The organism is bacterium, assembly GCA_021372615.1.
Classification (GTDB): Bacteria; Armatimonadota; Zipacnadia; order Zipacnadales; family UBA11051; genus JAJFUB01.
On the sequence record JAJFUB010000115.1, the window covers coordinates 1 to 12648 of the forward strand.

Below are 12648 nucleotides of genomic sequence, written 5' to 3' on the forward strand. Positions count from 1 at the left end.
CAGGCCGTTACTGGAGCCCGGCTGCCCGATCAGCAGGCGGTACGATGGCTCCAGGCACTTGACGTCGAACTCCACCGAGGCGTTCTCCATGCCCTCGGTGGCGTAGGCGAAGACCTTCAGGTCGTTGTAGTGCGTGGTCGCCACGGTGCGACAGCCGGCGGCGTGCAGCTCCTCCAGGATGGCCTGCCCCAGCGCCGCCCCCTCGGCCGGGTCCGTCCCCGCGCCCAGCTCATCGAGGAGGATGAGGCAGTTCATGGCTTGACGCGTGGGGCGGACCAAGCCAGGTGTGGGAGTGGTCACCGACCGCGACTGGGACGCGGGCCGGTCGCGGTCGGTGACCGCTCCCACGCCCCCGGGGGGGGCTCCCACGCCCTGGGATTTCGCTCCCACACCCCCGGATTCCGCCACGTCCGGCCCCACGCGGTGTCGGGCCGTCACGCGGCTCACGATCTTGATGATCTGGGTCATGTGCGAGCTGAACGTCGAGAGCGACTGCTCCAGGCTCTGCTCGTCGCCGATGTCCGCCCACACCGACTCGAAGACATGGATCTGCGAGCCGGGCTCGGCGGGGATGTGCAGGCCCGACTGCGCCATGAGCGTCAGCAGGCCCACCGTCTTGAGCGACACGGTTTTGCCGCCGGTGTTGGGGCCGGTGATGAGCAGCGTGTGGAACTGCTCGCCGATCCAGAAGTCAATCGGCACCACGTCCTGGCGCAGCAACGGGTGGCGCGCCTGCTTGAGGTTCACGACACCGTCTTCGCGGACGACCGGCTCGGTCGCGTTCATGCTACGCGACATGCGCCCGCAGGCATTGATGAAGTCGAAGAAGGAGAGGGTGTCCAGATCGCGCAGCAGGTCTGTCCCGGCGGCCCCGACCTGCGCCGACAGCTCCCGCAGCAGGCGCTTGATCTCGACGAGGATCTCGCTCGCGATCTCCCGCAGCTCATTGCCGATCTCGACGATCTCGAAGGGCTCGATGAACAGGGTCGCCCCGCTGTCGGAGCGGTCGTGGACGATGCCGCGCAGGTGGCTCTGGCGGTCGCTGCGCACCGGCAGGCAGAAGCGCCCCTCGCGCTGGACAATGATGGGGTCTTGCAGCACGTCGCTGGCGGCGGCCTGCCGCATGAGGCTATCCATGCGGTCTCGGGCGCGGCCCTCGAGGATCGCCTGGCGGTTGTAGAGACGGTCCATCTCGTCGGAGGCGTCGCGGCGCACTTCGCCGTCGTCATCCAGCGTCCGCTCGATCTGCTCGCGCAGGGCGCCCTGGTCGCTCAGTTGCGCGGCCTGGCGAGCCAGATCGGGGGCGAGGTCCTCGCCCTCGGCGAAGTACTCCCGCAGGCGGTCGGCGCAGTAGATGAGGTTGCCAACGGCGAGCAACTCGCCGCCGGACAGGGACGCCTGGGCCCGAGCGCGCTTGAGCGTGTCGGTCACATCGGTCAGGCCGCCCAGCGGCATGGAGCCATAGCGGCCGATGATGAAGGCAGCCTGGGAGGTGTCACGCTGACGGCGGCGGATCGCCGCGGCCTCGGTCTGCGGCTCGAGCTTCAGCGCCCGTGCCTTGCCCAGCGACGAGCCGGCTGCCTCGGCCAGCAGCGCGAGGACCTTGTCATATTCGAGAACTCGAAGAGTGCGGTCATCCATGGGAAAGAGGGTAAAGAGTCCAGGGTCAAGGGTAAGAGGGTAACGGCTACGGCCTACAGCTCCAGCCTCGTCTTGTGCAGGTCCAGCGCCGCCTGCAGGTAGTCATCCACGCGCGCCGCCGCGTCGGGGTGCACGTCCGGGGCGCCGGGGTCCGGCGCGATGGGGTCGTCGCCCAGCAGCGCCAGCGCGGTGTTCTCCACCCCGTGGGCCAGCGCGTCCAGGTTGTACCCGCCCTCCAGGCATACGCACAGCCGCCCCTCGCACAGCTCCGCGGCCAGCTCGCGGAGCCGCACAGTGAGGGCGTGGTACACGTCGGCGGTCAGCTCGTGGCTGGCCAGCGGGTCAGCGTAGTGCCCGTCGTAGCCGGCCGAGACGAGAATCAGCTCCGGCCGGTAGCGGCGCATGAGCGGCAGTATGACCTCGTCGAGGGCCAGAAGGTAGTGTCGATTCTGCGCGCCCCTTGGTAAGGGGAAGTTGACATTCTGCGCGATCCCGGCATCCACGCCGACCTCGTCCACCGTGCCGGTGCCGGGATAGATGTCCAGTTGGTGGATGGAGGCGTACAGCACGTCTCCCCGGTGGTAGAACATCTCCTGGATGCCGTTACCGTGGTGGACATCGTAGTCCACGATGGCCACGCGCTGCAGGCTGTGGCGCAGAGCGAACTCGGCCGCCAGGGCCACGTTGTTGAGGAAGCAGAACCCCATGGCCTGCGAGGGCCGGGCATGATGGCCCGGCGGGCGAACCAGGCACAGGGCGTTGTCCACCCCGCCCTCGAGCATGTCCTGCACGGCGCCCAGGCAGCTCCCGACGGCGGTGGTGGCGGCAGCCCAGGTCGCCCAGTTGGCGATGGTGTCGGCGTCGAACTGCCCGCCACCGCGCTGGGAGATGAACTGCAGCTCCTCCAGGTAGTCCTCATCATGCAGCCAGAGCAGCTGGTTCTCATCGGCAGGCTGGATGTCGAGCAGGTCCATCCGCTCCCACAAGCCGCTGCCCTGCAGGCGCGCGACAATGGCCTCCAGCCGCCGCCGATTCTCGACGTGCCAGGGCTCACCGTGTTCGAGGAAGAGGTCGTCGTAGACGAGGCCAGTGGTCATGGTGGACATGTGATCGCGCGCCCACGCGATGCTTTCTAACCTCCCGCTGCCTTGAGGGCTGCCTTCAGCGTCTTCAGCCCGATCGCCGCGTGCTCCCTGGCGTCCATCTTGAAGTCGAAGACCTCGATGCTCGCATACCGCTGGTAGTTGATGTCCAGCAGGGCCTTCATATAGGGCACGAAGTCCAGGTCGCCCAGACCGGGGGCCAGGCCGTTGTGGTCGTTGCAGTGGTAGTGGTACAGGCAGCAGGCCGTGTCGCGGATGGCCTGGGGCAGGTCAGTCTCCTCCTTGGTGCCGCTGTAGGTATCCAGGATGACGCCGACGTTGGGCAGGCCGATCTCCTGCACCATCTTCCGGGCCTCTTCGGCGCGGTAGATGAAGTTGTTGCCGGTGCCCACGTACAGCGGCTCGATGCAGACCTTGAAGTCCGCCTCCTGGCCCACCTTGCCCGCGGCCGCCATGGCCTCCTTGAACCACTCCCAGGCCTGTTCGAAGGTAACCCCCTCCTTGATGGCCCGCTGCTTGGGCGACCCGACGACCATCATCTGGCCCCCGATCTCCACGCCGAAGCGCACGAGGTCCTCGAAGTAGGCGACTGTGCGCGCACGGACGGCCGGATCCGGGTCGGTGCCGTGCAGGCCCGTGGGACCGATCAGCAGCCAGTGGATGCCGGCGACCTCGACCCCCGTGGCCGCCGAGGCGTCACGGATCTCCTGCTTCTGCTCGTCGGTGATGTTCTGCACCAGGTCGTTGAGCGTGAAGGGTGAGATCTCCATGCCGTCGAAGCCCAGCTCCGCCGCGGCCTCGAACTGCTTGCGGATGGTCCACTTCTCCTTGTCCTCGTAGAAGAAGATCTCGTTGCAGATAGCGAATTTCATGTGTCCTCCTGTAGCGGCGCCATTCATGGTGCCCGGTGACGCCCGCGGGCGCGATGAATCGCGCCACTACTGCTTCCGCTGTTCCAGCACCCGGAACGTATACAGAAACACAAAGCTGATGACCCCGGGCTGCCAGCCGACCAGCCCGCCCGTGGACACGTAGTACAGGCCGAAGGTGGCGGCGTGGCGGGTGAGGGCCAGGGCCACCAGGGCGGGGGGCAGCGGGCTGAGCAGGGCGACGACCAAACTGCCGGCGACCAGGCACAGCACGTGGGCTGCAGGGGAGGCCATCTCCGCCCCGCGGGACAGCCACCGGACCGCGTGCGCGGCCAGCATGCCGCCGATGAGCGCGCCGCAGAGCCATACGACCAGCAGTTCGCCCGGGTACAGGTGCGAGGCCGCAGTCAGCTCCGTGTGCCCAGTCCGCAGGGCCTCAGCCGACAGCCACACCAGCGGCGCGGCGGCTGCGAGGCCCACCACGGCCCCGAGTGCCAGTGCCACCAACTCCAGGCGCCCGAGCTTCCACCAGGGGGGAGGCTGGACCTGCGTGTCAGGGGTCATGGGAGCATGTTCGCCGCTCTGGCCTGTGAGCCCTTCACCAGGCGGAGATTGGCGCAGGGCGGCGCCCCCCGCACGGCGAAGGAGACGCCAGCCTGTCCTCAGCACACGGAGGGATGCCCGATGCGACGACTGCTGCTGCTCGCTGTGGTATTGCTGCCGTTGACTGTTGCGCACGCTCAGGGCAATCCGGTCACCAACGGCTCGTTCGAGGCCCTGGACGCCCAGGGCGCCCTGGTGGACTGGGAGTTGCTCGGGAAGGGCGAGGTCATCAACACCGCCCGCACCGGCCAGCAGGCGCTGCTGCTGGATCGCACTGCCGACGCCAAAGGTGAGACGGGCCTGAACCGCCGCTGGAAGATCAACTCCGGCGAGCAGGGCGCGATGCTGGCGGAGATGAAGGGCGGGCTGGAGTTCTGGTACCAGGCCCCCGCCATGGGCGAGAACACGCGCATGGTCGTGGGCATCATCCCCATGAGCGCCGCGCCGGTGGAGGGGACCGGCTCGGGCCGCGTGATGTACGAAGTGCCACGGGCCCACGTGGGGGACAAGCGGTGGCATCGGGGCCTGCTCAAGTACGACTTCACCGACAACGACAAGGTCAAGTGGCTGCACGTCGCCTCGCGCATCACCGGGGGCGAGGGGCAGCTCATTCTGGATGACATCCAGTGGATCGCCTCGGTCGGGCCGCTGCCGAAGGTGGACCAGATCACGCTGACTGAGGACAAGGGCAAGGCGGGGGAGGCCTGCGTGGTGCGGGCCCGGATCAGGAACGTGGGCGACCAACCCACCGCCGCCGGCCGCCTCTCGATCATCCTGCCCGACACCCTCAAGACGCCCGCGGGCGAGAGCTTCGACCTCCCCGCCACGCCGCCCGATGGCATCGCCTACCAGGAGTGGACGGTCACAGGGCTGCGCGACCGCCCCGACAAGATCAGGATCGCCATCACCATCGGGCCTGATGTTGTGAGCGAGGGGCGCCTCGACCTGGCCCCGAAGCTCGTGGTGGAGCAACTGCGGGCGGACCGGTTCGTCGTGGGGCCGGGTACTCCGAGCGTTCTCCGGCTGTTCATCAGGAACGAGGGCAACGTCGCGGTGTCAGGCGCGACGGCGCGGCTGCTGGACACGCCGGCGGCGCGCGAGTGTGTGGCCGCCCGCGAGCCCCATGATCTGCACCTGGTACGCCCCGGCGCGACCGTGGAAGCCAGCTGGATCGCCACGCCGACCAAGCTCACCTCGAGCCTCCGGTTCGCGGCCGAGGTCGTCAGTGGTGGCGAGGCCGTGGGCCAGGCCGCGGTGGAGTTGGTCTGCGCGCCGCCGCAGCCGGTGCTGCTGCCCTCGATCCCGCAGCAGGGCGCGTACGCGCAGGTGCGCGCCCCGTACGCGGTGGTCGGGAACCAGGGCATGCGTCTGGTCTTCGCGCGTGCCGCGGCGGTGCCTCTGGGGCCGGGCTGGCTGCAGGTCAACAGGGAGGGGAAGTGGCGGACGGTGGGCGTGCTGCCCCAACTCGGGTCTGTCGCGACGCAGCCGGCCAGCCAGGGCGAGGGGCGGCAACTCCTGCAGCCGACCGAGGTAAAGGCACAGAGTGAGGGCCAGGAGGCCAGCCTGGTCATCACCGGCAAGGCCCCGGATGGGTCAGCCGTGACGTGGGCGCTGACGTCCGAGCCGGGCGCCGACACGATCCGCTACGACCTGCGCCTCGTCGCCGGGAAGGACTCGAGTCTGTACGGCCTGCACGGGCCCATGCTGTACGTGGGCGAGGGGAGCGGGGGCAGCAAGAAGGCCGAGGCGGTCCTGCCGGGGCTGGAGTGGCTGACGCCCGAGGAGGAGTCGTCGTCCACGCTGGACATCGCCGCCAGCATGCCGCAGCGCTGGCGCTGGTGTCCGCCGCCGCATGCGGTGACGATCCCCTGCATGAGCATCAGCACCGACGGGACGACGGTCGGGCTGCTATGGGACCAGTTGCAGAAGATCACCGGTGAGGAGACGCGCCCGCGGGCGATCTTCGCCGCGCCGGACCGCTTCGAGGGGCGCAATGCCTGTCTGCTGGGCCTCATGGCCCCGGGTGGCGCCGACCCGGAGTGGTGGATCCCGCCGCGCCTGGCGACCGAGAAGGCCTGGGAGATCAAGCGCGACCAGGCCGTCCGCCTCCAGTGCCGCCTGTACGCGAAGACCGGTGCGGCCGACGCGCTGACGGCCATGGACCGCTGGTTCGCCCTCTATGGCGCGCCGCAGCCCCAGCGCTTCCCCCACGGGGCGGGCATGAATGACGAGATCAGCTTCAGCGCCGCGGGCTACCTGGAATCGCTGTGGGACCCCAAGACACAGAAGTGGTTCGGCTCGCTCAACGGCCCCAACATGATGGCCTCGCTGGGCTGGCACCCGGCGTACATGTACGACCTGCACTACGCGCGGGTCATGGCCGGCGACGAGGGCGTCAAGGACGCCTGCCGGGAGCGGCTGGCGCTGGTGGAGCAACTGAGCGGCCAGAAGCCCGTCGGTGACGACATGGGCTTTGAATTCGGCAACCCGGTTGCCAGTCTGATCGGGCAGGCGGACCACATCGGCGGGCTGATGCGCGCGCAGGGCGAGGACGGCTCGTGGCGCTTCCATGCGCGGATCGAGAAGTCCGGCATCTTCGCCGGGATGGACTACGCCGAGCTGGGGCCGGACCAGGCCGCTGAAGTCGGCACGTGCGCCCAGACCGCCTACACCATCCTGCGCTACGCTCGCATGACCGGCGATGCGCAGGCCACGGCCGCCGGGCTGAAGGCCCTGCAGTTCATGAACCGGTTCACCGTGCCGCGCGCGGCGCAGGTGTGGGAGGTGCCCGTCCACACCCCCGATGTGCTGGCCTCGGCCGACGCCTGCGAGGCGTACCTGGAGGGCTATCTCATCACCGGTGACGCGGCGTTGCTGAAGCAGGCCGTGTTCTGGGCGCGCACGGGTCTCCCCTTCATCTACATGTGGGACACGCCCGGCTACGAGGCGCTCCGATACGCCTCGATCCCGGTCATGGGCGCCAGTTGGTACACCTGCAACTGGTTCGGGCGGCCGGTGCAGTGGAACGGCATGCGGCTGGCCCGGGCGTACGCCAAGCTGGACGCGTACGACCAGTCGTACCCGTGGCGACAGATGGCCGAGGGGCTGACGATCAGCACCATGTGGCAGCAGCACGGCGCCCAGACCGGCGGGGACATCTGGCCCGACGCCAACGAGAAGTGGGTGGGCCTGTGGCCTGACAACTTCGACAGCGTGACGCTGCGGCGCTGCCCGTGGGTCTTTGCGCCCCGGCAGATACTCGATGTGCTCTACCGCCTCTACGGCATGCATCCCAGCCCCGAGACAGTGACGCTGACGCAAAGCGGGCAGACCATACGCCTGAACGCCTGCGCGGCGATCAGCGGGGCGAAGTGGGAGGGGGAGAGGCTGACAGCCACGGTGGGCTGTCGCCCGCCGCAGACGAGCCAGATCGTGGTGTGCAACATCGCCCGGCCGCAGAGTGTCAAGGTGGACGGCGAGGCGCTGCCCGAGACGCCGCGCCTCTCGAACGCTCCCGGCCTGGGCTGGGAGTACTTCCCCACGTGCCGGGCGCTGTGCATCAAGCCCACCGAGGCGACGCAAGTCCCCCGGGCCCAGGCGCACTGGCCGAGCCTGGAGTTGGAGATCGCCGGGGCGCGCTTTGAGCAGGGGCGCATCGCCGTGGAGTTGGCGACGAAGCTGGACTTCGGCTTTGACAACGACGAGCAGGGCTGGCGAGCGGCGCACGACCTGGGCAACCCGGTGGTGCGCGAGGGCGTCGTCCACATGACGACCACCGCGACCGACCCCTACTTCGTCCGTGGCAGCCTCGATGTCCCGGCTGACACGGTCAAGACGGTGGTGGTGCGCATGGCGCTGCCGGCCGGTGCGCAGGGCGACTTGCAGGTGTTCTGGACCACTAGCGACTCGCCGGGCTTCGATGAAGCCAAGTCGGCCCGGACGAAGCTGATCGCCGATGGGCAAATGCGCGACTATGCGATCCCCGTGGGCAGCCACCCGCTGTGGGCCGGCAAGCGCCTCACCGGCTTCCGGATTGACCCCGGCAGCGGCCCGGCGGGGGTTGAGGTGCAGATTGACGCGGTGCGGGGGATGTGACGGCGAACGGCATACAGGATGCAAGGATGTAAGGATGGGGAGGAAGAGGCCGTGGGTGTCACGCCGTGTGTGACGGGCCTCACGGCCGCCGGCACGGCCTATCACCCACGGCGTGACACCCGCCGCCTTCGCAGGAGGACACCATGAAGATACCGGCGCGGTTTCTGAAGTACTCCGCTACCCACGGCGGCACCACCAGCCAGGAGGGGTGGCTGGAGATTGACATTCGAGCGCTGGACCTGGATGGCGTCACGAAGCTGTATGTGAACCTGGACGACCTGTCCCGGGTGAAGGAGAAGCGCGACACCGCCGCCTCGGCGCTCGACGCCTGGGACGCGAAGTTCGGGAAGAGCGAGGAGACGACGTAACGAACGGAAAGGCGAACAGGATATAGGGATGCAAGGATGGGGAGGATGAGCGGACCTACGGCGCTCACAGAGATGGTCTGGGTGTGGGAGCGGTCACCGACCGCGACCCGCCTGATCGCAGTCGCGGTCGGTGACCGCTCCCACGTGCAGCCCATCCGTCGCGGTCGGTGACCGCTCCCACAGCCGAGCCACGCCAGCATCCGCCATCGCAACGCGAGGAACGCACTATGCCGCTGCAAGCCGGAGTCGCTACCGTAGACATCACCCCGCCCGTGGGCACGCCGCTGGCGGGCTTTGCCGCGCGGGATCACGGGTCCGAGGGGTTGCACGACCCCCTGTACTCCAAAGCCCTGGTCCTCGACAACGGCGTCACACGCGTGTGCCTCATCACCAATGACCTGCTGAACCTGTCGGCAGACCTGGTCGGGCGCATCCGCGAGCAGATCGAGCGCGAGACGGGCCTCCCGGGCGACCACGTGATGGTCAACTGCAGCCACACGCATTCCGGGCCGCAACTGAAGGACGAGGGCCTGGCGGCCGTCGTCGCGCGGCAGATCGCCGGGGGGGCCGTCATGGCCCACGCGGCGCTGCAGCCGGCGCGCCTCGGCGCGTCGCGCGGGCCGGTGCAGGTGGGCATCAACCGGCGCGAGATGCGGGACGGGCAGATGATCCTGGGGCGCAACCCGGAGGGGCCGGTGGCCCCGTATGTGGATGTGGTGCGGGTGGATGACGCCGAGGGGCGCCCGCTGGCCATCCTTTTCGCCCACGCGGCCCACGCCGTCACCCGTGGCGGCGACAGCTACCTGATCTCGGCCGACTACCCCGGCCGGGCGCAGGCGGTCGTGCAGCAGGTGCATCCCGGCGCGGTCGCCATGTTCGCCCAGGGCTGCAGCGGCAACATCAACTGCGACGCCCCCGAGCGCACCTGGGAGGATGTCCGGCGGCTGGGGACGATGCTGGCGGGCGAAGTGCTCAAGGTGCGCGAGGAGATCGCCACTACCGATGAGGTGAAGTTAGCCGCTCTGCACGAACCGTCGTCGCTGCCATGCCAGCGCCTGCCCCAGATGGCGAAGATCGAGGCGGAGTTGGCCGACTGCGAGCGCAAGCTGGCGGAGGCCGAGGCGAGCGGAGCCGAGAACAACACCAACATGGCGCGGGCCTTCCGCGATACGTGGGTCAAGCTCAAGGGGATGAAGGAGCGCGGGGAAGAGCTGCCGCCGTACGACTTCCCGCTGCAGGGCCTGCGGATCGGCGACGTAGCCGTGCTGGGGCTGCCCGGCGAGGTGTTCGTGGACTACCAACTGCACGCGAACGCCGTCTCGCCGTTCCGTCAGACACTGACGCTGGGCTGCACGAACGGCTCGGGGGCGTACATCCCGACGGCGGCGGCGCTGGACGAGGGGGGTTACGAGGTGACCTTCACCCCGATCTGGTGGGGGCGGCTGCCGTTTGCCCCGGAGGCGGAGACGGTGTTGCGCGACAGCATCGAGCGGCTGCTGCAGCGGCTGCACGCGGCGGGGTAGCCGGTGCAAGGCCCGACAGGAGTGTCGGGCGTACCGCCTGCCCTGGCAGAGATCGGCCGACGACCGGCAGGTGCCGCAGCGCCGCTGACGAACCTGCTGCCGTGTTCGCGCCCCAGGAGACCGAGCGATGACTGCCACAGACGAGACGCGCCGCTTCGTCGTCACCGTGGATGACCCGGGGGGCCTCATCCAGGACCTGAGCATCTTCGACCGCGTGCGGCGGTTCTATGATGCCGAGGGGGCGCCGGCCAGCTTCATGGTCGTGCCGCGCGGCGAGGGGGGCTGGCAGCTCGACAGGCAGCCCGAGTGGCTCGCGGCCCTGCACGCCGCCGAGCGCGACGGGCATGACTGCCAACTGCACGGGCTGGATCACTGGAACTGCGAGTTCGGGCCCTACCACGAGATCGTGCGCTGGCTGGGCGGCGACCCCGAGGGGGAGCTGCGGGACTGCACCGAGAAGTTCGGCCATCTCTGGCGGCGCGAGGTCTATGTCGAGAAGCTGCAGACGGCTCTGGGCATCTTCGGTGAGGCCTTCGGGCGGCGGCCGCTGGTGTTCCGCACCGGGGCGCTGTCGCAGACGCCCGAGCTGTACGACGCCATGGCCGACGTCGGCATGAAGTACGCCTCCAACCTCGTGGTGGACCGGCGTGGCTGGGCGTACATCATCGAGAAGTACGACGACCCCGGCGACTGGGATCCCGACGTTCCCCCACATGCCTACTACCTGAACGACGACGTCATCAACCTCCCCATCGCCAGCGAGTACGCGTGGTACCTGACCGAGGAGAAGATCGAGCCCCACCTGGCGCTGGCGGTCGAGGACATGGAGCGCATCTACAACCAGGGCGGGGTGTTCATCCTGGTCTGCCATGTCCAGTGCGTCGGGGCCGAGGACGGGCTGTCGCAGAAGCTGCTACACCGGCTGATCGCCACGGCGCGGGAGGAGTTCGGGGTGCAGTTCCAGACACTGACACAACTCGTGGGGGACATCGAGGCGGGGAAGGTGTCGGTGTTGCGGAGACTGTAGAGGCACGGATGGTCCTCACCCCTCTCCCTCGCGCTCGGTGAGGCTGAGCGCTCCGGAGAGGGGTTCAACGGATCCGGCTGCCGCATCGCACCTTCGAAGCCACAGAGGTGGCCGAATGCCCCCCTCTCCGGAGCGCAGCGTAGCGGAGCGAGGGAGAGGGGTAGGGGTGAGGAGCCGTTGCCGCTAACTAAGGAGGCACACGATGGGCGTAGATCGGTTTGACGGGCCGGAACTGGAGTACCTCAAGCAAGTGCTGGAGCGCGGGCGGCTGTCGGGGCAGAACGACGGCTTCCATGGCAAGCTGGAGCGGGCCTTCGCCGAGGCCTATGGCAGCAAGTTCGCCGTGGCCGCCAATGCCGCCATGTCGCTGCTGATCTCCGCCGTGTTCGCGGCCGATGCCGGCGCCGGCGATGAGGTCCTGTGCGACCCGCTGGTGCAGTTCCACGCCATCGGCGCGCTGTGGATGAACGCCCATCCGACGTGGGCCGATGTGCATCCGGACACGTGGCTGATGGACCCCGAGTCCGCGCGGGCGAACATCACCCCGCAGACGAAGGCCATCGTGGTCACGAACCTGTGGGGCCAGCCGGCCGAGGTGGACAGACTCCGCGCGCTGGCCGATGAGAAGGGCATCATCCTGATCGAGGACTGTGCCCACGCGGCGTTCCTGCCCTACAAGGGCAAGTTCGCGGGCACCTGGGGCCACATCGGCGTGTACAGCTTCTGCTCGGGCAAGCACATGACCACCGGCGACGGCGGCATGGCCGTGACCGACGACGAAGAGCTGGCGGCCAAGATCCGCAGCGTCACGTGCTTCGGCGAGTCCCCGCCGCACCTGGCGACGGTCTTCCGCATGACCGAGATGCAGGCCGCAGTGGGCCTGGCGCAGCTCGACAACGTGAAGGGCTACATCGAGGAGTACCAGAAGTCGTACGCGCATCTGTCGGCGGCCATCGCAGGCGTGAAGTGGCTGCAGCCGCGCGTCATCCGCGAGGGCTGCGGCAACTCGCCGTACATCTTCTCGTTCCTGTGGCGCGGCGACGAGCACGGCCTGGACATGATGGCCTTCCAGCAGGCGCTATTCGACACCGGCCACACCTGGAACGTGGGCTTCACGCAGGTCCCGGCGTACAAGTACAAGCTCTTCACCCACCCGTTGGCCTACCAGAACAAGGGCTGCCCGACCAAGAACTGCCCGTACTACGAGGGCAGCTACGAGTACCGTGACGGCTTGTGCCCGAACGCCGAGGCGCTCCTGCCGCGGCTGGTGAACCACAACTGCATGATCTCCGAGGAGACGGCCAAGGAGGTCGCGGAGGGCCTGCGGAAGGCGATTGAGACGATGGAGAGAGGCTGACGGCGGGATGAGGGGATGAGGGGGATGGCGGAACAATGGAGGCGTGGGAGCGGTCACCGACC

9 protein-coding genes are annotated in these 12648 nt (G+C 68.6%); 5 read left to right on the forward strand and 4 right to left on the reverse strand.

Annotated features, from left to right (window positions below):
- The 4 genes from LLH23_17440 to LLH23_17455 all read right to left on the reverse strand — a co-directional run.
- Positions 1-1641, reverse strand: a 1641-nt coding sequence (locus LLH23_17440) for a hypothetical protein (protein ID MCE5240250.1), incomplete at its 3' end; no start/stop codon positions are given.
- 53 nt (positions 1642-1694) lie between these two features.
- The gene (locus LLH23_17445) at positions 1695-2747 is read right to left on the reverse strand and encodes a histone deacetylase (protein MCE5240251.1); all 1053 of its coding nucleotides are present in this window, start codon (positions 2745-2747) and stop codon (positions 1695-1697) included.
- A 26-nt stretch (positions 2748-2773) separates the two neighbouring features.
- Complete coding sequence (locus LLH23_17450; protein ID MCE5240252.1) at positions 2774-3616, reverse strand: sugar phosphate isomerase/epimerase; 843 nt, start codon at positions 3614-3616, stop codon at positions 2774-2776.
- A 66-nt stretch (positions 3617-3682) separates the two neighbouring features.
- Positions 3683-4177, reverse strand: a complete 495-nt coding sequence (locus LLH23_17455; GenBank protein MCE5240253.1) for a hypothetical protein — start codon at positions 4175-4177, stop codon at positions 3683-3685.
- Between the two features lie 120 nt (positions 4178-4297).
- Between LLH23_17455 and LLH23_17460 the strand changes: the two genes are divergently transcribed.
- The 5 genes from LLH23_17460 to LLH23_17480 all read left to right on the forward strand — a co-directional run bounded on the left by LLH23_17460 (position 4298) and on the right by LLH23_17480 (position 12586).
- Complete coding sequence (locus tag LLH23_17460) at positions 4298-8311, forward strand: hypothetical protein (protein MCE5240254.1); 4014 nt, start codon at positions 4298-4300, stop codon at positions 8309-8311.
- A gap of 143 nt (positions 8312-8454) precedes the next feature.
- A complete protein-coding gene (locus LLH23_17465; protein MCE5240255.1) occupies positions 8455-8679 on the forward strand; it encodes a hypothetical protein in 225 nt (74 codons plus the stop codon).
- Between the two features lie 227 nt (positions 8680-8906).
- On the forward strand, positions 8907-10202 hold the full coding sequence (locus tag LLH23_17470; GenBank protein ID MCE5240256.1) for a neutral/alkaline non-lysosomal ceramidase N-terminal domain-containing protein: 1296 nt from the start codon (positions 8907-8909) through the stop codon (positions 10200-10202).
- Positions 10203-10329: 127 nt separating this feature from the next.
- A complete protein-coding gene (locus tag LLH23_17475) occupies positions 10330-11229 on the forward strand; it encodes a DUF2334 domain-containing protein (GenBank protein ID MCE5240257.1) in 900 nt (299 codons plus the stop codon).
- A gap of 202 nt (positions 11230-11431) precedes the next feature.
- Positions 11432-12586 (forward strand): DegT/DnrJ/EryC1/StrS family aminotransferase, encoded by a 1155-nt coding sequence (locus tag LLH23_17480; protein MCE5240258.1) that lies wholly within the window; start codon positions 11432-11434, stop codon positions 12584-12586.
- Positions 12587-12648 lie beyond the last annotated feature (62 nt).

What these genes read in the sequence shown, in the direction of transcription:
- LLH23_17450 (MCE5240252.1), bottom strand. Translation starts at nt 3,616, where the DNA reads ATGAAATTCGCTATCTGCAACGAGATCTTCTTCTACGAGGACAAGGAG.
- LLH23_17465 (MCE5240255.1), top strand. Translation starts at nt 8,455, where the DNA reads ATGAAGATACCGGCGCGGTTTCTGAAGTACTCCGCTACCCACGGCGGC.
- LLH23_17470 (MCE5240256.1), top strand. Translation starts at nt 8,907, where the DNA reads ATGCCGCTGCAAGCCGGAGTCGCTACCGTAGACATCACCCCGCCCGTG.
- LLH23_17455 (MCE5240253.1), bottom strand. Translation starts at nt 4,177, where the DNA reads ATGACCCCTGACACGCAGGTCCAGCCTCCCCCCTGGTGGAAGCTCGGG.
- LLH23_17475 (MCE5240257.1), top strand. Translation starts at nt 10,330, where the DNA reads ATGACTGCCACAGACGAGACGCGCCGCTTCGTCGTCACCGTGGATGAC.
- LLH23_17445 (MCE5240251.1), bottom strand. Translation starts at nt 2,747, where the DNA reads ATGTCCACCATGACCACTGGCCTCGTCTACGACGACCTCTTCCTCGAA.
- LLH23_17460 (MCE5240254.1), top strand. Translation starts at nt 4,298, where the DNA reads ATGCGACGACTGCTGCTGCTCGCTGTGGTATTGCTGCCGTTGACTGTT.
- LLH23_17480 (MCE5240258.1), top strand. Translation starts at nt 11,432, where the DNA reads ATGGGCGTAGATCGGTTTGACGGGCCGGAACTGGAGTACCTCAAGCAA.